Raw genomic sequence first — 24,712 nt, 5'->3', positions numbered from 1 at the left:
CTACTTAACTGCCTAGGGATAAATGAAATGACTGATAAAAAATGTCCATATGAACCAACACACCTTACTACTAACAGCGGCGCCCCCGTAGTTGATAACCAAAATAGCATGACAGCAGGCAAGCGTGGCCCCTTGTTAAACCAAGATGTTTGGTTAAATGAAAAACTTGGTAACTTTGTCCGTGAAGTTATTCCAGAGCGTCGAATGCATGCTAAAGGGTCTGGCGCATTCGGTACTTTTACTGTTACTCATGATATCAGCAAATTTTCTCGGGCTAAAATATTCAGTGAGATTGGTAAAAAGACCGAAATGTTTGCTCGTTTTAGTACCGTTGCAGGCGAACGCGGTGCGGCTGATGCTGAGCGTGACATTCGCGGCTTTGCATTGAAGTTTTATACCGACGAAGGAATATGGGATATGGTCGGCAATAATACCCCAGTATTCTTTTTACGCGACCCACTCAAGTTTCCAGATTTGAACAAAGCAGTTAAGCGAGATCCTCGCACCAATATGCGTTCAGCAACCAACAACTGGGATTTTTGGACTTTATTACCAGAAGCATTACATCAAGTAACTATTGTGATGAGTGACCGAGGTATCCCTGCCTCTTTCAGACATATGCATGGCTTTGGTTCGCATACCTATAGTTTTTGGAATGATGCCGGTGAGCGTTTTTGGGTCAAATTTCATTTTCGCACGCAACAAGGCATCAAAAACTTAAGTGATACGCAAGCGGCTGAAGTGGTTGCTATGGACCGTGAAAGTAATCAAAAAGACCTATATGAATCGATTGAACGTGGTGACTTCCCTAAGTGGAAGATGTTTGTGCAAATCATGCCAGAAGTTGAAGCGGATCAGGTTCCGTACCATCCATTCGATTTAACAAAAGTTTGGCGCAAGGGTGATTATCCGCTTGTAGAAGTTGGTGAGTTTGAATTGAATAAGAACGCTGAAAACTACTTTGCTGATGTTGAGCAAGCCGCTTTTGCACCAAGTAATTTAATACCGGGAATTAGTGTATCACCTGATCGCATGTTACAAGCCCGTTTGATTAATTACGCAGATGCTCAACGTTATAGAGTGGGCGTAAACCATAATCAAATTCCGGTAAACAAGCCTCGTTGTCCGGTTAATAGCAACGCTCGCGACGGACAAGGGCGTGTTGATGGCAACTATGGTGGTAAACCTCACTATGAGCCAAACAGCTTTAGTCAATGGCAAGAGCAAGCACAATATGTTGAGCCTCCACTCAAAATTGATGGTGATGCTAAGCATTACGACTTTCGTGAAGATGATAGCGACTACTTCAGTCAGCCACGTTTACTGTTTAATTTGATGAGTAATGAACAAAAGCAAGTGTTATTCGACAACACAGCGAGACAAATGGGAGATACATTTGATTTCATCAAATATCGCCATATTCGAAACTGCAATCAGTGTGACCCAGCCTATGGTGAAGGTATTGCTAAAGCGCTAGGCTTGACGGTCAAAGACGCAATACACGCGAGAGAGACGGATCCAGCTAAGCATTTACCGAGTTGCTTATAGGATATTTACTAACAGAAGTTGAGTGACCCAATGGGTGCAATAAGTAATCTGCAAACTAATGCTGCAAGAGCAGCGTCTATATGATAACTATGCTGCAGCAATGGGTCCTTGCACTTCGTCAGTGAAAGAACTCTGGTATGCGTACTTGAGAAGGTGCATCCTGATAAGGCAAAAGATGTGCGTTTAGCAAATGAAAAGATTGATAGTGATATTAACGCCGTGCCTGTAACGAACAACAAGCCTACTTAGTCATCGGCAAAAATAACAACACTAAAAAGCCGCTAACGCGGCTTTTTTTATACTAAATCATATACGTTTTATTATATATGTCGTGCTGGCTAAATGACTGGCTAATAAAGATACCAAGCAATATCCAACAAAGTAGAAAAAGCCATCTCCTGCAGCGGATAAAGTTTGGGTACTTATATCTACGGAAATGCCAAATCCAAACAAACTGAGTGTTTCTCGAGAAAAAGTATCTGCGTGATTTGTCGACAGAATTGCCAAGAATACCGCCACAACAAATACGTCAGCCATTGACCATTTACCAATAGCTGATACAAACTGGGTAATATGTCGCTCGAGATTTTCATTACGGGTAAAGTACGCAAGGGTCATTAAGGTGGTCTTGAGTATTGGAATGCATACTGAGAACAGAAAAATTAATACCGCCACTAAAAAACGTTCACTATTCCACAGGTCTTGAACCGTATTGAGTATTGATAATTCTTTATCGATTAATGTTGAAGTAATCCCCGCAGCGTTTAACAGCGCGGTCATCTCCATATTTAAAGCGAACATCGGTAGGGTGATACCAGGAATAAATAACGCAATGGCTATAATATTTAACGCGAATGAGAGGTGTCGTTTCAAAAAATGTCCTACAAAGCTAATTTATTTTTCGAAACGATAAACGACTTTCAAAGAATCATCTACTTCTGATTCTAATAAGTAGCCAATTGCTTGGGGTGTTGTTTTAAGCTCATTAAGCATCTCATCATCAGTGTCGAAGCTACTTGGCGGGCTTGCACGGCCTGAGAATAAAAGTCGCGCCCAGTAAGCATTAATTTTAGCCTCACTTTTGCCCACCAGTTCTTGATAGAAACGCTTTTTCTCAGGGCTACCGGCTGCACGGTCAAGGGGTTTTGCCAACACACCGTTTGGAAACGTATTATAGCGACCCATGTATATATCGATAATTTGCGTTTTGCTTAATGATTCGATGGGATTATGCTTACTCACCACCACGACCATCGCTTGCGCACAAAGGGGTAAACACAATAGTAACATTAACCCTAATACGCTTTTTCTTATAAAATGCATATCAGAATATCCAGTTCAGGTTAAGGCTTGATACTGTTACTTCTTGGCCTGAATCTGGTTCATTGTATAGGCGCCAAAGTGAAAAGTTGTTGTTGGCAATTATGCTGTAATCAACTTGTAATTTGGCCACCAAAGAAGGAGACAGTTGCCATTTTGCACCCACACTAAAGGTGTGTTGCTTTATTAAGTTCTGATCTAGTGCTTTGCGTATTAATGGTTGAAAAGACTGTATTATTGCAACTGCATATTCCGGAGCACTAGGTGATATTTCACCTACATCATCGCTGACATTGTTTTTTGTTGGGCGTACAGCTGAAATAGTTGCGTAGTAAGTAATGTTTTCAGGCTGGTAACCGACACTGATATAACCAGATACTGTATCGCGTTCAAGGTCCCATTCGGAGTCAATAAACCCCACTTCTGACTGGACTAACCATAAATCATTGTCATATTGATAACCCAAACCAAAAAATTGTTGTTTTTTGCCAACAAAACTAAGTCGATCACGAAGTTCGGGGCCGCCGGGCCAAATAGTGGGGGGAAACAAGGCAATTGCTTCTTCAATTGTTCTTGTACTTGCGCTGAATTCGTCAACCTTGGTATCGAGCAACGATGCTCTGACCTGCCAATTATCTTGTTGATATGTTAATGACGCCATCATCATATTGGTGAAATGAATGTCGAATGCTGAGCCTATGGTGGCGACGGTGGCGTCGGACTCTCCAAAGCCTAATTTAATTTGTAAAAAACCATCACCGAATGAGCGTTTATACAAAACATCTGCGCCCTCGAACTGGGATACGGAAGATACTTTCCCATAAAATTCAGAGGGAGGGCGAGCCCATAGGTAGGCGTAACCAACTGATTTATATTCTGATAAAAAGTAAATGTCGGTGTTCATGCGTCCAGCGCGAATTTCCCAACTGTTATCTAGGTGATAGCGTAAAAATGCCACATCCAAATAATTAAGCACCTTATCATCCAGTTTGTCTCGATAAACGGCTTGTACAACGGCATCCCACTGGGCGTTAAATTCAATATTGGCTTGGGCGCCGATTAAAGAGTCTGGCGCAAATGAAAAGCCACTACGAGCTGGCGTTTTGAAATTTGTATGAAATCCTAAATCATTACTATCGTTGTAAATTGCGCCTAGCGTTGCGAATCCACTGAACTTGAACATATCTTCTGATGCAAAGACGCTATTATTATTAAACGTGTTTAATAATAATAAGTAGAATAAGGTACGAAGGGGTCTGCGTATTTTATTTTGCATGAATAATCATCGACTCGGTAATAATTTTTTACTCGTGTAAAAGTGCTAAAAAAGACTTATAAATAAGTTGATAGTACATATCTTGTCTGCTTTGCACCATATATTTCAATTGTAATGACGTTAGTGATTTGTTGCGTATTTGTAGTGCTAACCTTGAGTATAGTTAGCTTTAGGTTATTATAGGTATGAAATAATATACTTACTAATGTGACTTAATACTCATTAACTCGAAATGAGAGCTACAGTTAAGAGCATCTTCACCTCGTTAGAGAATACCCTTGCGTATTGTTATTGGTCTTTTAATTTGCGGCTTCGCCGCTACCATTAATGCGGCAGAATTAAATTGGGCAGAGACGTTGAACTGGCTAAAGCAATCGTTGCCCCAAAGCGCCGATCTGGATTTTGATAAGAAGAGCATTAAGTTCGATGGTTGTCATCAACGTGATTACCAGCTTAGCTTCCATCAAGAATTGGGCGAAGGTATTTTTATTGAAACGCAAATAGGTTATGTAAAAGGTGAGTTAAGTTGGGGGGCGCATAGTCAAAAAACCACTTCACGACAATGGGCCATTTTACCTCGTTACCGTATTAACCATCAGATTAGTTTGGGCTTGGGTTATATTAAGCAAATGGATACTAACCTTGAGACATCTCAAGGCGCAGATATTCAACTTCCAGCGAGCAATCAATGGTTACTGAGTTCTCGTTTTATGCTGGGCTCCCAGCAGCAGTATGTTGAAGTCGCCCTGACTAAAGCTGCTTGGCAGGCTAACGATGCCGCCCAATCATGGTCAGGACAAGGGCGCACCGATAAGCAAATTAACATTGTTTATGTGGCGAACTTTTAAATAGCCATTATTTTATGTTTATAACGACCACTTAAATTACGCAAACACGACTGTTTTAGAGCGATGAATAATTACTCTGTCTTCTAAATGATAACGAACGCCGTTAGCAAGCGCTGTTTTTTCACAGTTTTTACCTTTTCTAACCATATCTTGAGCTGAGTCGCTATGGGAAATTCGCATGACTTCTTGTTCTATAATCGGTCCTTCATCTAGGTCACTGGTCACATAATGGCAGGTTGCTCCAATGAGTTTTACCCCTCTGTCATATGCTTGCTGATAAGGTTTAGCGCCGGCGAATGAGGGCAAAAAACTGTGGTGAATGTTGATCGCGCGACCAGCTAACTCCTGACACAGAGATTCAGGTAAGATCTGCATAAAACGCGCAAGTACAGTTAAGTCAATGTCGTATTGTTTAATTAACTGACTGATCTGAGCGAAAGCAGCTTCTCTACCTAAGGTTTTAAAGTCAATCCAATGAAATGGAATGCTGTGCCAATCGGCAAATTGTTTCATTTGCGGATGATTAGCAATAATACACGGAATATCACAATACAATTCTTTGCTATGCCAGCGGTGCAATAAGTCCATTAAACAATGAGATTCATGGCTGGCAAGTAGCGCCATTTTGGGCTTGTTGCGGGAATCAACCAGTTTCCAATTCATGGAATATGATTCGGCTATAGGCATAAATGCTTGTTTTATTTGGTCTATATCCATGGTTAACGAGTCGGTACGAATTTCATGGCGCATAAAAAATCGACCCGTTTGCAGATCAGTATGGTGGCTCGCCTCCACAATCGTCGCGTTATGTTGCGCTAAAAACTGACTAACACTGGCCACAAGGCCAACTTGATCGGGGCAATCGATGACCAATCTTAAGGTTTGTTGCATGGGTAAATCTTCACTTCTAAAATTTGCACCTGTTTTACCTCGCTAGCTCCCTAAGGTAAATAGCGAATCGTTATTGATTAACAGATTTGTCATTAATTCTTACTTAAAACGAAAAGCTCGGCACGAAAGTCCATTCTGCTAACGGACGATACATCACTCCGTGATCCGTTGAGACCGACTGATATAAGGTCACTTCAGAATTTTTAAATGTAAAACTCGGTTCAAGTAATGGTGCTGGGGGATTTTCGTGGCATTTTCTAGCAAGGGTTAGATGTGAGATATAGTCGCGTTTTTGAACACTTATACCGCTATTTTGGGCCGCCTTATATAATAGTTCGACTAAGTCGAGTTGCGGTTTGGGGACATGCGTGTTGCCTATCCATAATGCCTTCGGTTTAGACCAGTAACCCAAATAATCTAAGGTTAAAGAAAAGCTCTTGATATTTAATTGGCTATCAAGATACTGACTTAGTGTGTCTAGTTGAGGCTCGGATATTTGCCCTAAAAATGCTAACGTAATATGGAAATTACTCGCTTTCACAGGACTAATAAAGTGCGGAAAGGCTTTTTCTCGCCACGCTTCAATAGCGAGTTTCGTCGGCGGGGGTGGGGTAAGGGCAAAAAATACGCGCATAGTAAACTCCTGAAAATACCTGAAAATATCACTCTTACAGGATACACTAGTCAATGACCTTATTTGTGGGTCGAATCGCTAATTTGTATGAGATAAAACCTTGCCGTTTGTAAAAAACACCCTGCCAGTAGAAACGATTATCCCCCAACTACACCATGCACTTGCACAAAGCGATGTGATCTTAGCTGCCCCTCCTGGTGCGGGTAAATCGACGTGTGTACCCATGGCACTGTTAAGCATCGAACAGTTTTCCCAACAAAAAATAATCATGTTGCAACCAAGGCGCATTGCCGCGCGCAATATAGCGCATTATCTTGCCAAGCAATTAGGCGAGGATGTGGGGCAAACTGTGGGTTATCGCATTCGCGGAGAAAGCCGCATTAGCAAGGCAACGCGTTTAGAAATTGTAACTGAAGGCATTCTCACTAGGATGTTACAAAGTAATCCGGAATTACCGGGAGTAGGGCTCGTTATATTTGACGAATTTCATGAACGTAGTATGCATGCTGATTTTTCGCTGGCCTTGTGTTTGGAAGTTCAGCATGCACTGCGCGATGATTTACGATTATTGATTATGTCAGCCACGTTAGATGTTGCCAGTCTCAGCAGGTTGCTGCCAAGAGCCAAACAGATCGTGTGTGAGGGGCGAAGTTACCCTGTTGAAACCTTTTATCGGCCTAATGCTTCAAGTGCTTCATTGGTTGAAAAAGTGGCAAGTTTAACCGTTTTTGCTGCCGCCGAGCACCAAGGAGATATTTTAGTATTTTTGCCTGGGCAAGGTGAAATTGTGCGCTGCGCGAGGTTGTTAGAACAAAGAACGGCAAGTGATGTAAAAATACATTGTCTTTTTTCACAGCAGAACTTAGTTGCTCAAGAAGCCGCCTTAAGGCCAGATTCTGAAGGCAAACGAAAGATTATTCTTGCTACTAACATCGCAGAAACAAGTTTGACCATAGAAGGGATCACTGTCGTTGTTGACAGTGGTATGCAAAAAAGCGCGGTTTATCAATTGAGTAAGGGCTTAACCCAACTTCACAGCCATATGATTTCAAAGGCATCTGCGACGCAACGAATGGGACGAGCAGGGCGACTAAGTCCTGGTGTGTGTTATCGCTTGTGGAGTAAAGAGCAGCATCAGCGTTTAGTTGAACACAGCGCAGCAGAAATTTTAACCAGCGACCTCTCGCCTTTTTTGCTCGAAGCGAGTGTTTGGGGGGCCAAAGTCAACGATTTTGCATTAATCGATATGCCCACTGATGCACAGCTCAAACAAGCACACTCAGTGCTGATGGGATTGCAGGTACTTGATGAACATCATCAGGTTAGCACTCATGGCAAAGCGGTGCATGCTTTGGGTGGGCAGGCAAATATCGCTACTATGCTGTTAAAAAGTAAAGTCCTTGGGGTTGGGCATCAAAGTCTAGCCTGCGCAATTGCGGTGCTTCTTGAAGATAAGGATCCCCTAGGGAGTCAAGCAGGTAGTTTGTGTTATGAACGTTTAACATTGTTACAACAACAAAAAAAACACCCTTTGTGGCGCGTTATACACCAGTGGTATAAAAAATTAGGATGTGTAGATGCGCCCTGGCCGTTAGATGACACTGGTGTATTAATCGGTTTTGCCTTCCCTCAATGGATAGGAAAAAGCAGTGGTAACGGACGCTACGCGTTGCTGGATGGCACTGGAGCTCAACTGAGTGAAAACGACCCGTTAGTTGGCCAACCATGGTTAGCCATAGGGCAAATGCTACTTAGCGATACTTATCAGAGTAATGCACGTATCACATTGGCAGAGCCCATCAGTAAAGCCCAAATCGAGCTGCATTTTTCTCATCTTATCAGTAAAGAAATGCGCTGTGAGTGGGATGAATCACGAGGGGCTATTTCCGGCCATTCTCTTCAGCGGTTGGGTAACATTGTACTTAGTCAAACGCCTACTGGAAAACCCAGTAGCGATCAAATAAATCAAATCTGGCGCGAGCAAATTAACCAACGTGGTGTTATGGCATTGCCCTTTAGTGATAATGCTCTGCAATTGATATATCGATTGAGAATGGCCCGACGTTATTTAACTGACCGACAATGGCCGGATGTTAATGATGTTGGGCTAATGGCGACTATTGACGATTGGTTGTTACCTTATTTGTCAGATGTGTTGAGCTGGCAGCAACTAAGCAAGTTAGATTTTCATGCTCTGCTGCTAAATCAACTTGATTACAACGCACAGCAATTACTTAATCAGTTGTTACCCAACAAAATGACAGTGCCCAGTTCAAGTCGTATTCCTTTAGAATACGACGCTCATGGCGGTGTATCACTTGCGGTTAGAATGCAGGAAGTTTATGGCCTTACCGATACACCTCTGGTTGCTAGGGGGCAGGTCAAAGTGCAGATGGTTTTGTTATCGCCCGCAGGTAGGCCGTTGCAGCAAACACAAGATTTAGCGGGGTTTTGGCAAGGCAGTTATAAGGAGGTACAAAAAGAAATGAAAGGACGGTATCAAAAGCACTTTTGGCCTGATGACCCTGCGAACGCGCAAGCGACAAGCAAAACGAAAAAGAAGATGAGCAACAACCAGTGAACTGCTAGGATATGCGCGTATTTTCTGACAACCGCATTCCTATTGCTCATCTGTTGTCTAAACAAAAAAATACGATACGTTGGTAATAAACGACTGACTCCATTCGTGGTTGATTATATTTAAGGTAAGTTTGCAATACTTATGAAAAAAACGGCTAAAAGGGCTTCTAAATCCAATAAATCTGGTTCTTCTTCGATGTTAAGTCGCCTGCATCCTTGGATATGGATAAAGCGTAATTGGTGGCGTTTATTGATCATTATTGCCGCTGTTATCGCCGCGTACGGTGTGTATTTAGATGCACAGATTGTTAAACAGTTCAGTGGTAATAAATGGCAGGTCCCGGCACAGATTTTTGCGCGTCCTATGCATTTGGAGTTGAAGCAAGAAGTCACTATTCAAGAAATTGTTGAAGAGCTGGAATTACTGGGATATCGCAAGGTGCGCCATGCCGACGAGACGGGTGAATACCAACTTAAAGCGACGGGTGTCCGTATTCAGCGTAGAGCATTTCACTTCCCCCATGGTTACGAGTCGGAGGTTGCCGTTGATATCACGCTGGCCAACGGCCGCATTAGCGCCTTGCGTAATTTAGACAGCAACAACACGCTCAATGATATTTATTTAGAGCCGTGGTTGGTTACGCGCCTGATGAGCAGTGGGCGTGAAGATAGAATGTTGGTTAATTTGGCTGGTGTACCTCCTTCTTTGATCAAAGCCTTAGTGCTGGTGGAAGACAAAGATTTTTATAAGCATTATGGTATTGCTCCGTTATCTATTTTACGTGCATTGATGGCAAATATTTCAGCAGGGCGCGCAGTTCAGGGAGGGAGCACGTTAACGCAACAATTGGTTAAAAACTTATTCTTAACCAATGAAAAATCTCTAGTACGAAAAGCAAAAGAAGCCTTGATGGCATTGATTATAGACGCCCGGTACAGTAAAGATGAAATTATCGAGGCGTACTTGAATGAAGTGTTTTTAGGGCAAAATGGTAATACCGGTGTACATGGCTTTGGCTTAGCGAGTTTATTTTACTTTGACCGTCCGCTTGCTGAATTGAACGTTGCTGAAATTGCCACCCTTGTGGGGATTATCAAAGGACCATCCTATTATAATCCCCGTAAGCATCCAGAGCGCGTTACTGAGAGGCGTAACTTAGTTCTAAGAGTATTATTTGAGAATAACGAATTACAACGTAATCAATATGAGTACGCAATCAATCAGCCGCTAAATTTAGCGACAGGAGCCAGTTTAATCTCGGGTAAGCATCCTGCGTTTATGGGCTTGGTTCGCAGGGAGCTAAAAAACGTGCTGGCCGACCCAAACATGCGTGAATCTGGCTTGAAGGTCTTTACTACACTTGACTCTGTTGCCCAGCGAAAAGCTGAAAAAGCCGTTAATACGGGCGTCAAAACCCAACAAAAACGTATGAAATTAACGGACTTACAGGCCGCGATGGTGGTGACTGATATAAAAAGTGGTGAAGTACGCTCGATGATTGGGGACGCTAATCCTCAGTTTCAGGGTTTTAACCGAGCATTGGACGCAAAACGTGCAATAGGCTCATTAATTAAACCTGCCATTTATTTAACTGCCCTTGAACGAGCGGCTCAATATAACTTAGCGACCCCCCTAAAAGACGAACCTATTCAACTTAAAAGCACCTATGGCAAAATGTGGGAGCCAAAAAATGCGGATAAAAAATTCCGTGGTCAAGTGTCACTAGTCGAAGCATTAACCCAGTCGCTAAATGTGCCAACAGTCAACTTAGGCATGGACGTTGGATTAGATGATATCGCTGCGACAGTGAGGCGTTTAGGCGTGAATGAGCCTATCGATATTTACCCAGCCATGACGCTGGGTGCCGTTAACTTTTCGCCGATTCAAGTCAATCAAATGTATCAGACCATCGCTAATAATGGTCGCTATATTCCTCTGCATGCGGTCACGTCTGTTCTATCGCCAAAAAATAAACCTTTATGGCAATTCAGCAATCGCGGCGAACAAAGAGCTGATTTAAAAGCAACATATCTACTTAATTACGCACTCCATAAAGTTACGCTTGAGGGCACGGCAAAACAAATCAAAAAGGAGTTTGGCGATATTAATATGGCAGGTAAAACAGGTACCACCGACGATTATCGAGATAGTTGGTTTAGTGGTTTCGACAACAATATTTTGGTGACTAGCTGGATGGGAAAAGACGATAATCAACCCATTAAGTTAGGCGGTGCGAGCGGTGCAATGCAACTATTTATTGGTTACCAGAAGCAGCAGCAACCTAAGTCATTAGTGCGTCGTTATCCAAAAGGACTAGGGATTGCACATTTTGAAGAGACTAGCGGTGCAGTTAGTCGCCCAGGATGCGCAAATACCATTAGCGTACCGGCTATTTTAGATGCGCTACCCCCCGTACCTAAAACCTGCAACGGGGAAGTGCGCGGCCCGCTTAAAAAGTCACTCTGGGAAAGGCTCTTTGGTAGCTAAACATTGACTAAAAAGTTATTTGTCTTTGTTATCTTTCATGGCAGGTAGGTGGGCTGTTTTATTCAGCCTATCCTGAATAAACGATTCCGCGCCATTGGTTGTGGTGCATTTGATATTGCCGCCTGTTAATCCCGCCAATATAGCAATCCCCTTATTGGTATAGCTCGAGCAGTCTGCAAGCACTTCATTTGCCTTTTGCAATTTTTCATCTTCGGTTAACTGACTCAATTCTGGTTTATCAAGCAGGCTTGGAGAGGTTTGTTCTTGTCGATACCGCGCAGCTTCCTCGGCCGCCAACTCTGCAATTGAACGTTGCGATGAGGTATGCAATTGATCCTTCACTTTGTCAGAAACGGTTTGCTTTTGCCCTTTAGCGATATGCGGTCTCTTGCTACTTTCAGGAAGTGCTAACGGATCGTGCTGTACAAAACTGGCTTCACTCTTTGCTTCTGACTGTGATACTTCGTCAGGTGGCAATTCAGGAACGCTCTCAGGCAATGCTATTGGCTCAGGTGGGGCCACCGCTACAGGTTCTGATTCAACCGTCACAGGGGGTTCTCGTTTCGATGTGGCATCTGGCGTCGGTGCAGGCTTAGATGTCGTTACGGCATTAACATCGTTAGCGGGTTCAGGTTTATCTGCAGGTACTGGTTCCTTAGGCTGGCTGATTGGGGTGAAGATCAAACGTGCCGCTATGGGCTTGGTTTTCGGTGCCGCATCATTTGCCGTTTCGAAACTGGGGATTTCATTTGGGCTGCGGGCAATCAAAATTACAATAACTAGGTGCAACAATAAAGACGCCAAAATTATCCATAATGTTCCCACTTTCGCTTTTGGTCTTCGCGGTAGGCTAGGGTTGAAATCCGCTTTCATTGGGTAGGGGTATGTTATAAGCACGTGATCATTAATAACTTTAAGGAAGTAAAACCCAGTAGAGTAACATATGAGAAGGTAAGTTCAGTTATAGCAGTGTAAAGGTAGTGTAAAGACGCCAATGGCTTGTCATTCGTCACTCATCATTCAGGCCGCGCCCTATTTCTCCTCGATTTCTGTGCACATTCAATGTGTTTCAATCTCGCCTATATAACGGCAAATTCAAGCTGAAATTTAATCCTGCAAAGTTTATAAACTGCTTTATGCGCCAAATAGGTGCACTTGCGCAAAATTGATCCAATTTTGTGCGAAGAGAGTTAATAAAAAAGCGGGTTTTTATTATAACTATATGATTTTATTGATTTAAAATTTATGGCATAGCTTTTGTTCTATCTACTGTAATTATAGCGTTAATAATCATAATAATTACCGGGAGCAGCAATATGAAATTAGTCACAGCTATCATCAAGCCGTTTAAGCTAGATGATGTGCGCGAAGCCATTTCTGAAATAGGAATTGACGGATTAACCGTTACCGAAGTCAAAGGTTTTGGGCGTCAAAAAGGCCACACAGAACTATACCGCGGTGCGGAATATCAAGTGGATTTCTTACCAAAAGTGAAACTAGAGATCGCGGTACAAGATGATCAAGTTGAGCGCTTGGTTGAAGCCATCGTAGGTGCTGCGAAAACCGGCAAAATTGGTGACGGTAAAGTATTTGTTTACGACCTAGAACATGCAGTTCGAATTCGTACCGGTGAAACCGACGGCGAAGCTATTTAGAGAGACAGAGGATAATAATAATGGAACAAGCATTTCACTTACAATACGCTTTGGATACGTTTTACTTCCTAGTGTGTGGCGCACTCGTTATGTGGATGGCCGCTGGCTTCTCTATGCTAGAAGCAGGATTGGTTCGTTCAAAAAATACAACTGAAATTCTAACTAAGAATATCGCGCTTTTCGCAATCTCATGTACGATGTATCTCGTGTGTGGTTACGCAATCATGTACGGTGGCGATTACTTCTTAACAGGTATAGAAAACGTTGATGTTGCAGAAAAATTAGGCGAATTTGCGACACGTGAAGACGGTTTCGAAGGCGGTTCTATTTACTCTAATGCATCAGACTTCTTCTTCCAGGTAGTATTCGTAGCAACCGCTATGTCAATCGTATCTGGTGCGGTAGCCGAGCGTATGAAACTTTTTGCTTTCTTGGCCTTCGCTGTTGTGATGACTGGGTTCATTTACCCAATGGAAGGCGGCTGGACTTGGGGTGGTAACTCTGTGTTTGGTTTATATAGCCTTGGCGATGATTTTGGATTCTCTGATTTTGCGGGTTCAGGCATTGTACATATGGCAGGAGCTGCAGCAGCGTTAGCCGGTGTATTATTACTTGGCGCACGTAAAGGCAAGTATTCAGCAGACGGTAAAGTAAATGCTATCCCAGGTGCAAACTTGCCCATGGCGACTTTAGGTACATTCATCTTATGGATGGGTTGGTTTGGCTTTAACGGTGGCTCAGTATTGAAACTAGGCGATATCGCTAATGCTAACTCAGTAGCGATGGTGTTTCTAAACACGAATGCTGCCGCATCAGGTGGTGCAATAGCTGCTCTTATCGTTGCAAAAATTCTGTTCAAGAAAGCCGATTTAACCATGGTGCTTAACGGTGCTCTTGCAGGCCTAGTAGCCATAACTGCTGAGCCGTCTACTCCGTCAGCTTTAGGTGCTACGCTTATTGGCGCTATTGGTGGTGTGATTGTGGTATTTTCTATCCTTAGTCTTGATAAATTGAAAATTGATGATCCAGTTGGCGCTATTTCAGTTCACGGCGTAGTAGGTTTCTTCGGTGTCATGGTGGTACCAGCTACTAATGACGGTGCGACTTATTTAGGTCAGTTTGTTGGCGCGTTGACTATTTTCGTTTGGGTATTCGTTGCGAGTTTAATCGTATGGGGAATATTGAAAGCGGTAATGGGTATCCGAGTCAGTGAAGAAGAAGAGTTCGAAGGTGTGGATATCAGTGAGTGTGGTTTAGAAGCTTACCCAGACTTTACTAACGGCAATGGTCGTTAGGAACGAAACGATAAGGTGGAATAATAATAATACTATCCACTTAACCCCCAAGTCATTTGGTGGGTAACATTAAGAACGATTCTAACCCCGCATATGCGGGGTTTTTTTATGATGTTCTTTCCTATGCAATATTGCACAGGGTATCGGCCAGTCGATACAGCACGAACCACAAAATATGGATAGCATCTCTTATTCGCAGTTTCAGCAAGTTGTGCCAGTATTCAATGAATTATACGTCACACATAAAATCGCGTATATTACAGGTAAGCGTCAAACCCCATAGAGGGTGCAATCATACTGAAGTTCATTAATGGCTATGGTATATGCAGCGCATGACTAAAACCGCAACCACACTAAGAGTTTTATGCTACAACCACAAAAAGGGATTTGTGCCGAGCCAAGTTTGCACGCCCTATACTTACTGCTGAATGTTAACGACGACGATGACAGCTTGATGCGCATCAAAATTGCGCAAATAACTGACTTGTTTGCACACTACGATGAAGAACACTATGAGGCAATGGTTTCCGGTGTGGTGGCTATCGGCAGTAGCTATTGGCACGAAGTGTATCCGGGGTTAATACCTGTTGAGTTAGCCCCATTTCCTGATATGCATTATGACGATCGCAGTGCGCCGGTTTCACCTTGTGATTTATTTATCCAGGTGCGCGCAGACCGAGCTGATATTTGCCATCGGTTGGCCATGGACATTATCCGTATATTGGGTTCTCACGTCGATTTAATGGAAGATATTCGGGGCTTTAGATATTTGGATGGCCGTGATTTAACTGGCTTTGTGTATGGCGCTGACAATCCTAAAGGTATGCAAAAATTAGATACGGCATTAGTGGGGGAGCTAGATCCTGATTTCGCTGGAGGCAGCTATATCCACGTTCAGCGCTATCGGCATAATATTGTTAAATGGGAGCAGCTTTCTACGGTTCAGCAAGAGTATATTATGGGCCGCAAAAAATCAGATAACAGTTCGTTGAGCGAAGCGTTGAAATCACCACGTAGTCATTTCGACTGTACACGGATAGTTGATAATCAAGGCAAAGCACTGGGTATTTTACGCCAAAGTATGCCTTATGGTGATATGCATGTGCAGGGGCTATTTTTTGTAAGTTGCGCTAAGAGCTCAAAGCCATTTGAATACATGCTACGAAGTATGATCATGAATGATGAAAATGGTGAGTATGACAGATTGTTAGATTATACCAGTGCAGAGACCGGCGCCGCTTTTTTTGCTCCTTCGTTAACCTTTATTAAACAGCGAGCAAGCTTATCGAGTCACTCTTAAGCCTTTGAGTCGAATGAATTTGTGCCACCAGTCATTAATCATTCGAGCGCTAATTCTATCTACTAAAATAAACGAGTCAGTTAAGCAGGTTCAACGGACACTAGATAATTACAACTGAACCGTACCGTCCCAATCATGAGGTAGGGTAAGTGTGGCTAAATGTTGGCACTGCTTAATATGCAAACGAGGTAAGTAATCGTCTGGGTTGAGTACGGCCGCTTGTTCGAAACAGTCAATTGCTTGCGGCCAACTCTGCTTAAATCGATGGCCGAGACCTTGTTTAATCAACCCTGTGTTAGCTAGCCTTTTCTGCTGTATGTCTTGTGGTAAGTGAGCGATTACTTCGTGAACCTCTATTGCCGTACTTCTACCTTTCACCTTTATCCAATCAAGCAGCCGAGAGGTAAATCGCTGAGGTTGAGCGGCTTGTTGTAATGCTTGCGCACTTACAACAATATCACTGTGATAAATAGGCGCTAAGGCCTCAAGGCGATAAGCAATATTTACACTATCACCAATAACCGTGGTGTCCATGCGATCATCTGAGCCCACAGTGCCTAACACAACGGGCCCAAAATGAATTCCCACACCTATATCAATCGAAGCATAGCCACTGTTTTGTCGGTGCTGATTATAGATGTTGAGCGCATAACGCAAATCTAGCGCAGCACATATTGCGTCGCTCGCCTTATCTTCGTTATTGCCGCCGGGATGATCAAACAAAGCCATAATGGCATCGCCAATAAACTTATCGATAAAGCCCCTATTGAGATGAATCGGGTCGTTCATACGTAAGAAATAGGAGTTTAAAAAGCGCATTAATTCTTGAGGACTCATCTGTTCTGACAAGCCTGTAAAGCCGCGAATGTCGCAAAACAATATCGCCACATCGTCTTCTACCGCATGACCGAGCTCGAGCACACTTGAACCATGTTTAGCAAAATGGTCAACAAACTGTTTAGGCACAAATTTTTGAAAAGTATGACGTAAGCGCAATGCTTCATCAGCCTTTTGCTCAAAACGGTCAGGAGATAAATCACTTTGAACGTCAAGTTTTACGCGCAGCTTGGGTATAACAGGAGATTGTGTTTGTGCGCGTAGCTTGAGGATTAAAATGCAAATAATACCGATAAAAAGCGCACAAATCGCTAACAAAACAAGGGGTAAGGGGTGCATGATAGATTCAAACATAAAACTTACATTGTTTCGTTAGCGAGTGATTAAGTCTTACTACATTAACCGAACTTTTTGGCTACGTCTGCCAGAACCTTGTCTGCGATATCCAAAGTTTGTTGAATAACCTCTGGGCTGTGTTGGGTCGACACAAAACCAGCTTCATAAGACGCAGGTGCCAAGTAAACACCATTTTCTAACATGCCATGATAGAAATGATTAAATTGCTCAGTATTGCAGTTAATTGCTTGTTGGTAATTCGTCACGCGCTCAACGTTTGTAAAGAATAAACCAAACATGCTGCCTGCATAGTTAACGGACATCGGAATACCGTGACGCGTTGCGATGGCCTTTATGCCCTCAGCAAGGGTTTTGGTAGCTTCACTTAAATCTTTATATAAGCCCGGCTTTTTTACTTGGTTTAATGAGGCTAATCCAGCGGCCATCGCCACTGGGTTACCTGACAGAGTGCCAGCTTGATAAACTGGACCAGAAGGCGCTATTTGTTGCATTATTTCACGCTTGCCACCAAATGCGCCAACAGGCATTCCACCTCCAATGACTTTACCTAAGCAGGTTAAATCTGGAACGATATTATATTTTTCCTGTGCGCCGCCAAGAGCTACCCGAAAACCGGTCATCACTTCATCAAAGATCAACACTGCTCCATATTTGTCACATACATCACGCAGACCTTGTAAGAAACCATCGACAGGGGGAATACAATTCATGTTACCAGCAACAGGCTCTACTATGATGCAAGCTATATCGTCAGGGTATTGTTCAAACGCTTGAACTACAGAATCGATATTATTGTATTCCATGGTCAGAGTATGTTTGGCGAAGTCAGCTGGAATGCCCGGTGAACTAGGTACCCCAAAGGTGAGTGCTCCTGATCCCGCTTTGACCAATAGTGCATCCGCATGACCATGGTAACAACCTTCAAACTTAAGAATTTTATCGCGGTTGGTATAACCTCTGGCTAAGCGAATAGCACTCATTGTCGCTTCTGTACCGGAGTTTACCATGCGTAGCATTTCCATCGATGGCACTAATTCACTAACTAAATCGGCGATAATCACTTCTGCTTCTGTAGGCGCGCCAAAACTTAACCCATTTTGTGCGGCATCGATTACCGCTTGGCGGATCACAGAATTATTGTGGCCCAATACCATCGGGCCCCATGATAAAACGTAGTCAATATACTGCTTGCCATCAACATCATAAAGGTACGGGCCATCAGCCTTCTCAATAAAGGGAGGGGTGCCACCTACCGCTTTAAAAGCGCGCACGGGAGAATTGACGCCACCGGGGATGTGTTTTTGGGCCCGGGCAAATAGCTGTTCTGATTTTTGCATATTGTTGATCTTCTCTTATTCATCTTTTAAAGGGTAAAATTGCATGCTAGCGGCGTTAGTGGCCACTGTACCAATGCACTTCTTTATCGAATTTACTGACGATATCTTGCACGCCAAGTGTCAAAGCAAACAGCGCCATACGCACCAATACACCATTGTCAGTTTGGCGAAAAATAGCCAAATTGGGATTCATATTTAAATCATTATCTAATTCGTTTGCTTCTATGCGTGAATCTCTAGGCAGTGGGTGCATAATCACTGTTTTAGATTGAAAATGTTTAGTATAAATTTGTTGATTTAAGCGAAATTTCCCACGATACAAGTTGGCTTCTTCTTGCGAGTCAAAGCGTTCTTCTTGAACGCGAGTTTGATAACAAATATCGGCGTCGAGATGACCCTCTAACGTTTCACTCATAGTATAACTGTGCCCAGCATTTTCAATACTGCTGAGTATAGAATCAGGCATAGCTAGTTCTTTAGGTGATATTAGGGTGAAGCGAACATTTTTAAACAGGCATAATAATTTAGATAAAGAATGTACGGTTCGTCCGTATTTGAGATCACCAATCATTGCGATGTGCAGACCATCTATATTGCCACCGTGGTAGAGCAATTCTTTTTGAATGGTATACAAATCGAGTAATGCTTGAGTGGGATGCTCATTTGCACCGTCTCCTCCGTTGATAACGGGTACGCGACTGCCTTGGGCGAATTCAGCAACTGAGCCAGAATCAGGGTGACGCATGGCGATAATGTCAGAATAACCACTTAATACGCGCGCGGTATCATACAAAGACTCACCTTTGGCCAAAGCTGAATTACTCATACCTGTTGTTTCGCGAACATCTCCACCAAGTAAGTTAAAAGCGGTACCAAAACTAACGCGAGTACGGGTACTTGGCTCGAAAAATAAGTTACCTAAAATGGCGCCGTCCAGCACCGTAGTGCGCTTTTGACGTTTAGCATAGGGCGCCATTTGATTAGCGACATCGAACACGCGTTCTATCGACTCACGATCGAACTGATTTACGGAAAGAATATGACTGCCTTCGAATTTCATTTGCCCTGCGCCTATGTTGAGAAAACCGCCGGCGATTTTATCAAATTTATTGGCGACAAGGCGAAATCTATTGTAATGATTCGTCAATTTGTCATTAACCAATGCTAAATTAGCTATGAATAATAGGTTCCAATGCAATACGCTCGGGGAATACAATGAAAAAGCAGATTGATACGCCAAAGCGTATCGTTATTTTTGGTAATTCAGGTTCAGGTAAATCAACTTTAGCTCAACGTATTGGCAAAAAATTCAATATTGGCCATTTAGATTTAGATACGGTGGCTTGGCTACCAACAGAAATCCCCGAACGCGCTACTATCAGCGACTCGATGTACAATGTTAATGCGTTTATAGATACCCAGCAGGGTTGGGTAATTGAGGGATGTTATGCAGATCTACTAGAAAATATAATAGGCCAAGCCAACTTGCTTATTTTTACTGATTTGCCAGTAGAAGCGTGTATTGAAAATGCGCGTCATCGGTCATGGGAACCGCATAAATATCCATCAGAAGAAGCCCAAAACGCTAATCTGTCTATGCTGGTGGATTGGATAATTCACTATTATACCCGCACTGACACTTTTTCTTATGCTGCTCATAATATGTTGTTTAACGAGTATCAAGGTACAAAAAAACGTATTATCAAAAATCCCGTAGACTTAGCGCTATTACACGTAGAAATATAACCGTCTCAATTAGTTAATATATGATTTTTCATATATTTTTAGTTAAATGTTCATGCATTATTTCAGCAATATATTCACCCCACAATTGATAGGCGGGAGCACCTGGATGGAATCCGTCAGCAGCGACAAATCTTTGGTCTAGCGGATAGGGTACACTGATAAAATAGCAGTTTGGAGTGTGCTTACAGAACTGCCTAGCCAATTCATTTAATTGCTTGGCTCTGGTGCCTAACCACCATCGAAGAGGATGGGGTAGTGCAGGGAACAAGTGCATGGGGGGTAAGCTTGAGAACAATATCCGTTTCGCCGTGAATTTTTCGTGTAAGGCTCGCGTGATCAAATCTAGGTTGTTTGTCCAGCTTTTGGCTGAAGTCAGGCCTGTTACATCATTTACACCGATTGATATTATAACCGTGTCATAGGTTTCGCCGAGCGCAGAGTTGCGGATTTTATCTAATAATTGAGTCGATGTATCACCTGTTTTAGCCATGAGCTTCCATGAGATTTCATAGCGCGAGCCAAGTATATTCAGTATGTTGCCTGCTAGCGCGTGTTGTTGATATTCAACGCCCACCCCTGCTGCTGCTGAGTCGCCAATCACCAGCAAAGATATTGGTTCACCAAGGCCTACTACTCCATGTCGCGGACCATCCGGTTCGGGTAGTTTTGGGGTAACTCGCCTGACATACTTACCTTGCACGAAAAATATTGGGCTGAGTAAAACTGATGCAACTTGGTAAAGCATAACGTGTCCAAATGAAATTGATATGTAGAGACTTTCATCATCCTATAAAGCAAGCTCTCTAGGGGCAAGGGCTTTCAACGTATGGGAGACTTAAGTATGAGTGAGTTACTAAATTCACTTCGATGCGTTAATACTTAATGCGTCCTTGCGTTTTGCGACTAAATTAATAACATCATTGCTTTATGGTCGTTATTGTATATCGCTTTTCTTGATTTCGTTTGTGATGAGAGGCTTTATCAAAACGAGGCTAGATTAAATAGTATCTAGCCTGATTTTTTACCACAGCATAATTCCACCTTCGCCTGATGTACCTTCGCTATATAACCTTAAGCGCAGATAATATCGTCGGCCATTTATGAGGCGTAACTCGATTTTAGAATTGTAATTTGTGCCGCTATCATCGTCACCGGCTAAAAATATTGGCTCACCATGATCATCTTCAAAAAGTACTATAACGGTGTCCATACTGCCAAAAGTTTGGATGTTATACGTGCGGCTGATTTTAGGCTCAATGGTAAAATCTAATTGTTCTCCGGGTTTTATATCCAGCTTATGGGATAGAAACGGTTCTAACGTAGGCCATTGCAATTGGCTATTGGAAGGGTAAAATTTGCGTGCTTCTTGCTTATCCATTTCGGATAAACCGGGTGCCGGTATCAAGGGCCGATTCTCATACCCGACCGGTTGTAATATTAAACCTGCTTGAAATTGGTAATGCATAATGGAATCTCTGTCCCAAGACGAGCCGGTCGCATCTTGGGGGGATATCTTACGAATTATATTATGGTACGTTTTGTCCCTTTCCCAAAAATTTGGTGACCCAGCAAAAGCGGCATATACCGCTTCTTCATTCCAGACGATACCTGCCTTGTGATTTTGATGTTCATGGGGGAATCCCATAGCGTGGCCAATTTCATGTAGAGCGGTATCGTGGCCATAAGCAGTGGTCAAGTCCCAACCAAAGTTCATAGTTTGCTGCGCGGAGTTTGGTACCAAATCTATGCAATCACGACCAACATATGACCAAGAGCTTCCGGGCGTAAAACCGATTCGAATTTCTGCGTCGACGGCTTGGGAAACTTCCATAAACTCTAGACCAAGACCTAGGTTTTTCCATTCGTTAAAGGCGTCTCTTGCCGCTTCTAATTGAGCAAGGGGGGCGGTTAAATCGCTTCTATTTTGCATAAAGTAATAATGTAATACCGTATGGTTAACCCACTTTTTCTCAATATAACGTACTAAAGATTCACGGTTCTGATCAATATCTGGCGCTAGCTTTCGCGGCACTACTAGCGGTAGATCACAATATTTGGACACATTGTGCTCACATGTATTCATTTTCAAATCCTTCTGTAGGTAAGCTCAGTCCTGTAGCCGATGTCTAATTTATCAGGCACTGACAAGTATCGGACATTATTGCTTCTGTGTTTTTGGGGCGGGTACTTCGAAACTGCGCGAGCGCCTTGGGCGTGCATGCTGGAAAAACAGATAGGCACCTTTTAAAGCTAGTTTACGAGTGTTAAAGATTCAATCTTCTCAAACATGATCTGAGACATTTCTTATTATGATGGCTATGCCCGTTGGTCTTTGGGTGAGTCCATTACAACGTGTGTGGTGATGGTACTCACCTGGGGTAGGGTACCAAGTATGTCTGTATGAAAGGTCTTGTACGTTTTCAAATTAGAGGTTTCGACGCGTAAAATATATTCGAATGAGCCGGTTACGTTATGGCATTCTGTAACTTCATCTGCATTAGCGATGGCTCGCTCGAACGCATCTTGTGAACCTTTAGTGTGCTCTCCTAAACCGACCGTAACATAGGCAATAAAACCGTTGCCTAATAATTCGCTATCTAAAATGGCTCGGTAACCTCTTATAATACCGCTGTTTTCTAATTCCTGAACTCTGCGCAAACAGGCGGATGGAGATAAACCAATTTTTTCAGCTAGTTCAGTGTTGGCGATACGACCATGTTGACTAAGCTCTTGCAATATTTGTTTGTTATAATTATCTTTTTTAATCATTTATTGTGCTTAAGCTGGTTATTTCGTCGTTAATGGCACGGTAATTTCGTGTTTTGCTCTTTATAATTGCACATAACCTCAAACAGTGAAATAACTTCAATGACATTCGAAATACTCAGCGCGTTAATACTTTTTGCCTTTGTGTCGTCGATTACCCCTGGGCCGAATAATCTTATGTTGATGGCGTCGGGTGCAAATTATGGTGTAAAGCGTACTTTGCCGCATATGCTTGGAGTCGCATCAGGCTTTACGCTAATGGTGGTTTTAGTGGGGTTAGGGATTATGCAATTATTTGATCTTTTTCCCATTACCTATCATATTTTGAAAATAGTTAGTGTCAGTTATTTGTTATATTTGGCTTACAAAATAGCGACTTCGTCTACTACATCTACAGATAAATCTGGGAATGCTAAACCTATGACCTTTTTACAGGCCGTCATGTTTCAGTGGGTGAATCCGAAAGCATGGACAATGGCGTTAACTGCAATCAGCGTTTATGCGCCATCGAAAAGTGCTATGGCGGTGCTAATGGTGGCAGGAGTATTTGGTTCGGTGAACCTTCCATGTATTAGTGGCTGGACGGTTTTAGGGCAAAAAATTCAAAGCTTGTTGACCAACAATAAACGTTTAAGGGTGTTCAATTACACCATGGCCGGATTATTAGTTGCGTCTATGTATCCAGTATTTTTATAGCAAGGGTATATTGAGTCGAGCGCTTTCAGTGGGACAATCCAGCATCAATTGTTGCTTAACTGAGTATTGAATATAGTGTTATTCGACTAAATTAATCCCGAGTTAGTACTTCGAGTAATTCTATTTCAAAGGTTAAGTTGGCGTTAGACGGGATCATATTGCCAATCTGTCGCTCACCATAAGCAAGAGATGCAGGCACCCATAGTTTGCGTTTGCCACCTTCCTTCATACCTTTAAGGCCTAATATCCAGCCTTGGATCACGCGCTTGTTGCTTAGTACAATTTGAAATGGCGCATCATTCTTATATGACGAGTCAAATTCGCTGCCATCTTCGAGATAACCGCGATAGTTGACGGTGATTAGCGCACCACGTTCTATGGCTTTTCCGCTACCTTCTGTTAAATCGGTAAATTTCACTTCATCTTGCATATTTGTCGCTTATTTTAGAGGTTATTGAAACTGCTGTTTACCCAAAATACTATCGAATTTAGCATAGAACCTATTTTACGCTTTACAGCTTTAGCTGAATAGCGAGGATAAGTGCTTACGGTCGATAAATATCTGGACGACAACTCGCAGCCGATTCTTCCATTAAGTATCTTTAAAGGCCTTCAATGTTTAGCGGCAGTCATTGTTCATAGTTTGCCAGATCACTAAACTCGCTTAGAGCGACCGATTTCTGAATGTCTGCTAATAATTTACCTGCATGAGCACCAGCTGTAACTTGGCTTTACAGCTGATTCAAATAACGTAAATAATGTGCAAATTTTGTTTGTTGCTATTATCAGTATGGCCGCCGACAACGGTGGTTTAATCATACGTTAGTCCGGTTTACGTTGAGTTTATCATTTCCTGAATATCGTAACTCCACAGTTTTGCTGTGGCATTCGGCTGATGATTATCTAATCGACGACAAAGCGTAATTTTTACGGTTCGAACAGCATATTTATGGACCCTTCGTCATCATTGGGTCCATGATAATTAAGTTGAACGGTTTGTGAGCTAATATTTGGGGGCCATAAAGACAATATCAGGGTCGTCAAACACTTCAGCGCCACAGATACGATCAGATTGATTATAATTTTATATCACGTTTTTAACGGGCACGTTAAAGCGCGATTTTATGTGTGCTTTTAG

22 protein-coding genes and 1 pseudogene are annotated in these 24,712 nt (G+C 42.7%); 10 read left to right on the top strand and 13 right to left on the bottom strand.

From position 1 onward, the window contains the following. The first annotated feature begins 27 nt into the window (after positions 1–27). Both GQS54_RS07810 and GQS54_RS23230 read left to right on the top strand, forming a co-directional pair. Positions 28–1,548 carry a catalase gene (locus GQS54_RS07810; RefSeq protein ID WP_166423446.1) on the top strand — a complete coding sequence of 507 codons (1,521 nt, stop codon included), beginning with the start codon at positions 28–30 and terminating at the stop codon, positions 1,546–1,548. A gap of 64 nt (positions 1,549–1,612) precedes the next feature. After that, positions 1,613–1,797, top strand: a pseudogene (locus GQS54_RS23230) (catalase); the annotation flags it as partial. Between the two features lie 57 nt (positions 1,798–1,854). On the opposite strand, the gene GQS54_RS07800 reads toward GQS54_RS23230, so the two are convergent. From GQS54_RS07800 to GQS54_RS07790, 3 genes are read right to left on the bottom strand one after another with little or no spacing between them, the layout of a single operon-like run. Next, the gene (locus GQS54_RS07800) at positions 1,855–2,421 is read right to left on the bottom strand and encodes a paraquat-inducible protein A (RefSeq protein WP_166423445.1); all 567 of its coding nucleotides are present in this window, start codon (positions 2,419–2,421) and stop codon (positions 1,855–1,857) included. A 21-nt stretch (positions 2,422–2,442) separates the two neighbouring features. Next, positions 2,443–2,838 (bottom strand): hypothetical protein, encoded by a 396-nt coding sequence (locus GQS54_RS07795; RefSeq protein ID WP_166423540.1) that lies wholly within the window; start codon positions 2,836–2,838, stop codon positions 2,443–2,445. A 34-nt stretch (positions 2,839–2,872) separates the two neighbouring features. Beyond that, positions 2,873–4,144 carry an OprO/OprP family phosphate-selective porin gene (locus GQS54_RS07790; RefSeq protein WP_240919859.1) on the bottom strand — a complete coding sequence of 424 codons (1,272 nt, stop codon included), beginning with the start codon at positions 4,142–4,144 and terminating at the stop codon, positions 2,873–2,875. Between the two features lie 278 nt (positions 4,145–4,422). Between GQS54_RS07790 and GQS54_RS07785 the strand changes: the two genes are divergently transcribed. Beyond that, on the top strand, positions 4,423–4,992 hold the full coding sequence (locus GQS54_RS07785) for a hypothetical protein (RefSeq protein WP_166423444.1): 570 nt from the start codon (positions 4,423–4,425) through the stop codon (positions 4,990–4,992). A 36-nt stretch (positions 4,993–5,028) separates the two neighbouring features. Here GQS54_RS07785 and purU read toward each other — a convergent pair whose 3' ends face one another. Beyond that, positions 5,029–5,883: a formyltetrahydrofolate deformylase gene (purU, locus tag GQS54_RS07780; RefSeq protein ID WP_166423443.1), complete on the bottom strand. Its 855-nt coding sequence runs from the start codon at positions 5,881–5,883 to the stop codon at positions 5,029–5,031. A gap of 103 nt (positions 5,884–5,986) precedes the next feature. Beyond that, positions 5,987–6,517: an RNA 2',3'-cyclic phosphodiesterase gene (gene thpR, locus GQS54_RS07775; RefSeq protein ID WP_166423442.1), complete on the bottom strand. Its 531-nt coding sequence runs from the start codon at positions 6,515–6,517 to the stop codon at positions 5,987–5,989. Between the two features lie 100 nt (positions 6,518–6,617). On the opposite strand from thpR, the gene hrpB reads away from it, so the two are divergent. Both hrpB and mrcB read left to right on the top strand, forming a co-directional pair. Next, entirely contained in the window at positions 6,618–9,098 is a 2,481-nt protein-coding gene (hrpB, locus tag GQS54_RS07770; RefSeq protein ID WP_166423441.1) for an ATP-dependent helicase HrpB, read from the top strand. 141 nt (positions 9,099–9,239) lie between these two features. After that, on the top strand, positions 9,240–11,585 hold the full coding sequence (gene mrcB, locus GQS54_RS07765) for a penicillin-binding protein 1B (RefSeq protein WP_166423440.1): 2,346 nt from the start codon (positions 9,240–9,242) through the stop codon (positions 11,583–11,585). A gap of 15 nt (positions 11,586–11,600) precedes the next feature. Here the strand turns inward: mrcB and GQS54_RS07760 are convergent, their stop codons facing one another. Beyond that, complete coding sequence (locus GQS54_RS07760; RefSeq protein ID WP_346766559.1) at positions 11,601–12,482, bottom strand: hypothetical protein; 882 nt, start codon at positions 12,480–12,482, stop codon at positions 11,601–11,603. Positions 12,483–12,901: 419 nt separating this feature from the next. Here GQS54_RS07760 and glnK point away from each other — a divergent pair, with 419 nt between their 5' ends. The 3 genes from glnK to GQS54_RS07745 all read left to right on the top strand — a co-directional run bounded on the left by glnK (position 12,902) and on the right by GQS54_RS07745 (position 15,835). Further along, positions 12,902–13,240 carry a P-II family nitrogen regulator gene (glnK, locus tag GQS54_RS07755; RefSeq protein ID WP_007103493.1) on the top strand — a complete coding sequence of 113 codons (339 nt, stop codon included), beginning with the start codon at positions 12,902–12,904 and terminating at the stop codon, positions 13,238–13,240. Positions 13,241–13,260: 20 nt separating this feature from the next. Beyond that, the gene (locus tag GQS54_RS07750) at positions 13,261–14,535 is read left to right on the top strand and encodes an ammonium transporter (RefSeq protein WP_166423439.1); all 1,275 of its coding nucleotides are present in this window, start codon (positions 13,261–13,263) and stop codon (positions 14,533–14,535) included. A 364-nt stretch (positions 14,536–14,899) separates the two neighbouring features. Further along, complete coding sequence (locus GQS54_RS07745; RefSeq protein ID WP_166423438.1) at positions 14,900–15,835, top strand: Dyp-type peroxidase; 936 nt, start codon at positions 14,900–14,902, stop codon at positions 15,833–15,835. A 108-nt stretch (positions 15,836–15,943) separates the two neighbouring features. Here GQS54_RS07745 and GQS54_RS07740 read toward each other — a convergent pair whose 3' ends face one another. Genes GQS54_RS07740 through GQS54_RS07730 form a run of 3 tightly spaced genes read right to left on the bottom strand, consistent with a single transcriptional unit; the run spans position 15,944 to position 19,426 of the window. After that, positions 15,944–17,026 carry an adenylate/guanylate cyclase domain-containing protein gene (locus tag GQS54_RS07740; RefSeq protein WP_166423437.1) on the bottom strand — a complete coding sequence of 361 codons (1,083 nt, stop codon included), beginning with the start codon at positions 17,024–17,026 and terminating at the stop codon, positions 15,944–15,946. Positions 17,027–17,070: 44 nt separating this feature from the next. Continuing rightward, entirely contained in the window at positions 17,071–18,366 is a 1,296-nt protein-coding gene (gene hemL / locus GQS54_RS07735) for a glutamate-1-semialdehyde 2,1-aminomutase (RefSeq protein WP_166423436.1), read from the bottom strand. Positions 18,367–18,421: 55 nt separating this feature from the next. After that, a complete protein-coding gene (locus tag GQS54_RS07730) occupies positions 18,422–19,426 on the bottom strand; it encodes an aspartate carbamoyltransferase (protein ID WP_166423435.1) in 1,005 nt (334 codons plus the stop codon). Between the two features lie 155 nt (positions 19,427–19,581). On the opposite strand from GQS54_RS07730, the gene GQS54_RS07725 reads away from it, so the two are divergent. Next, the gene (locus GQS54_RS07725; protein ID WP_166423434.1) at positions 19,582–20,112 is read left to right on the top strand and encodes a shikimate kinase; all 531 of its coding nucleotides are present in this window, start codon (positions 19,582–19,584) and stop codon (positions 20,110–20,112) included. Between the two features lie 28 nt (positions 20,113–20,140). Here GQS54_RS07725 and GQS54_RS07720 read toward each other — a convergent pair whose 3' ends face one another. The 3 genes from GQS54_RS07720 to GQS54_RS07710 all read right to left on the bottom strand — a co-directional run bounded on the left by GQS54_RS07720 (position 20,141) and on the right by GQS54_RS07710 (position 22,881). Beyond that, a complete protein-coding gene (locus GQS54_RS07720; protein ID WP_166423433.1) occupies positions 20,141–20,857 on the bottom strand; it encodes an SGNH/GDSL hydrolase family protein in 717 nt (238 codons plus the stop codon). Between the two features lie 276 nt (positions 20,858–21,133). Further along, complete coding sequence (locus GQS54_RS07715; RefSeq protein WP_166423432.1) at positions 21,134–22,195, bottom strand: M12 family metallopeptidase; 1,062 nt, start codon at positions 22,193–22,195, stop codon at positions 21,134–21,136. 233 nt (positions 22,196–22,428) lie between these two features. Beyond that, the gene (locus GQS54_RS07710; RefSeq protein ID WP_166423431.1) at positions 22,429–22,881 is read right to left on the bottom strand and encodes an Lrp/AsnC family transcriptional regulator; all 453 of its coding nucleotides are present in this window, start codon (positions 22,879–22,881) and stop codon (positions 22,429–22,431) included. Between the two features lie 99 nt (positions 22,882–22,980). Here GQS54_RS07710 and GQS54_RS07705 point away from each other — a divergent pair, with 99 nt between their 5' ends. After that, positions 22,981–23,574: a LysE family translocator gene (locus tag GQS54_RS07705; RefSeq protein WP_166423430.1), complete on the top strand. Its 594-nt coding sequence runs from the start codon at positions 22,981–22,983 to the stop codon at positions 23,572–23,574. A gap of 91 nt (positions 23,575–23,665) precedes the next feature. Here GQS54_RS07705 and GQS54_RS07700 read toward each other — a convergent pair whose 3' ends face one another. Continuing rightward, the gene (locus GQS54_RS07700) at positions 23,666–24,004 is read right to left on the bottom strand and encodes an FKBP-type peptidyl-prolyl cis-trans isomerase (protein ID WP_166423429.1); all 339 of its coding nucleotides are present in this window, start codon (positions 24,002–24,004) and stop codon (positions 23,666–23,668) included. Positions 24,005–24,712 lie beyond the last annotated feature (708 nt).

Origin of the sequence: Paraglaciecola sp. 20A4 (assembly GCF_011378905.1) — a bacterium.
Lineage (GTDB): Bacteria > Pseudomonadota > Gammaproteobacteria > Enterobacterales > Alteromonadaceae > Paraglaciecola.
The sequence above is the reverse complement of the archived record's forward strand: the minus strand, read 5'-3'. Positions and strand labels throughout refer to the sequence as shown.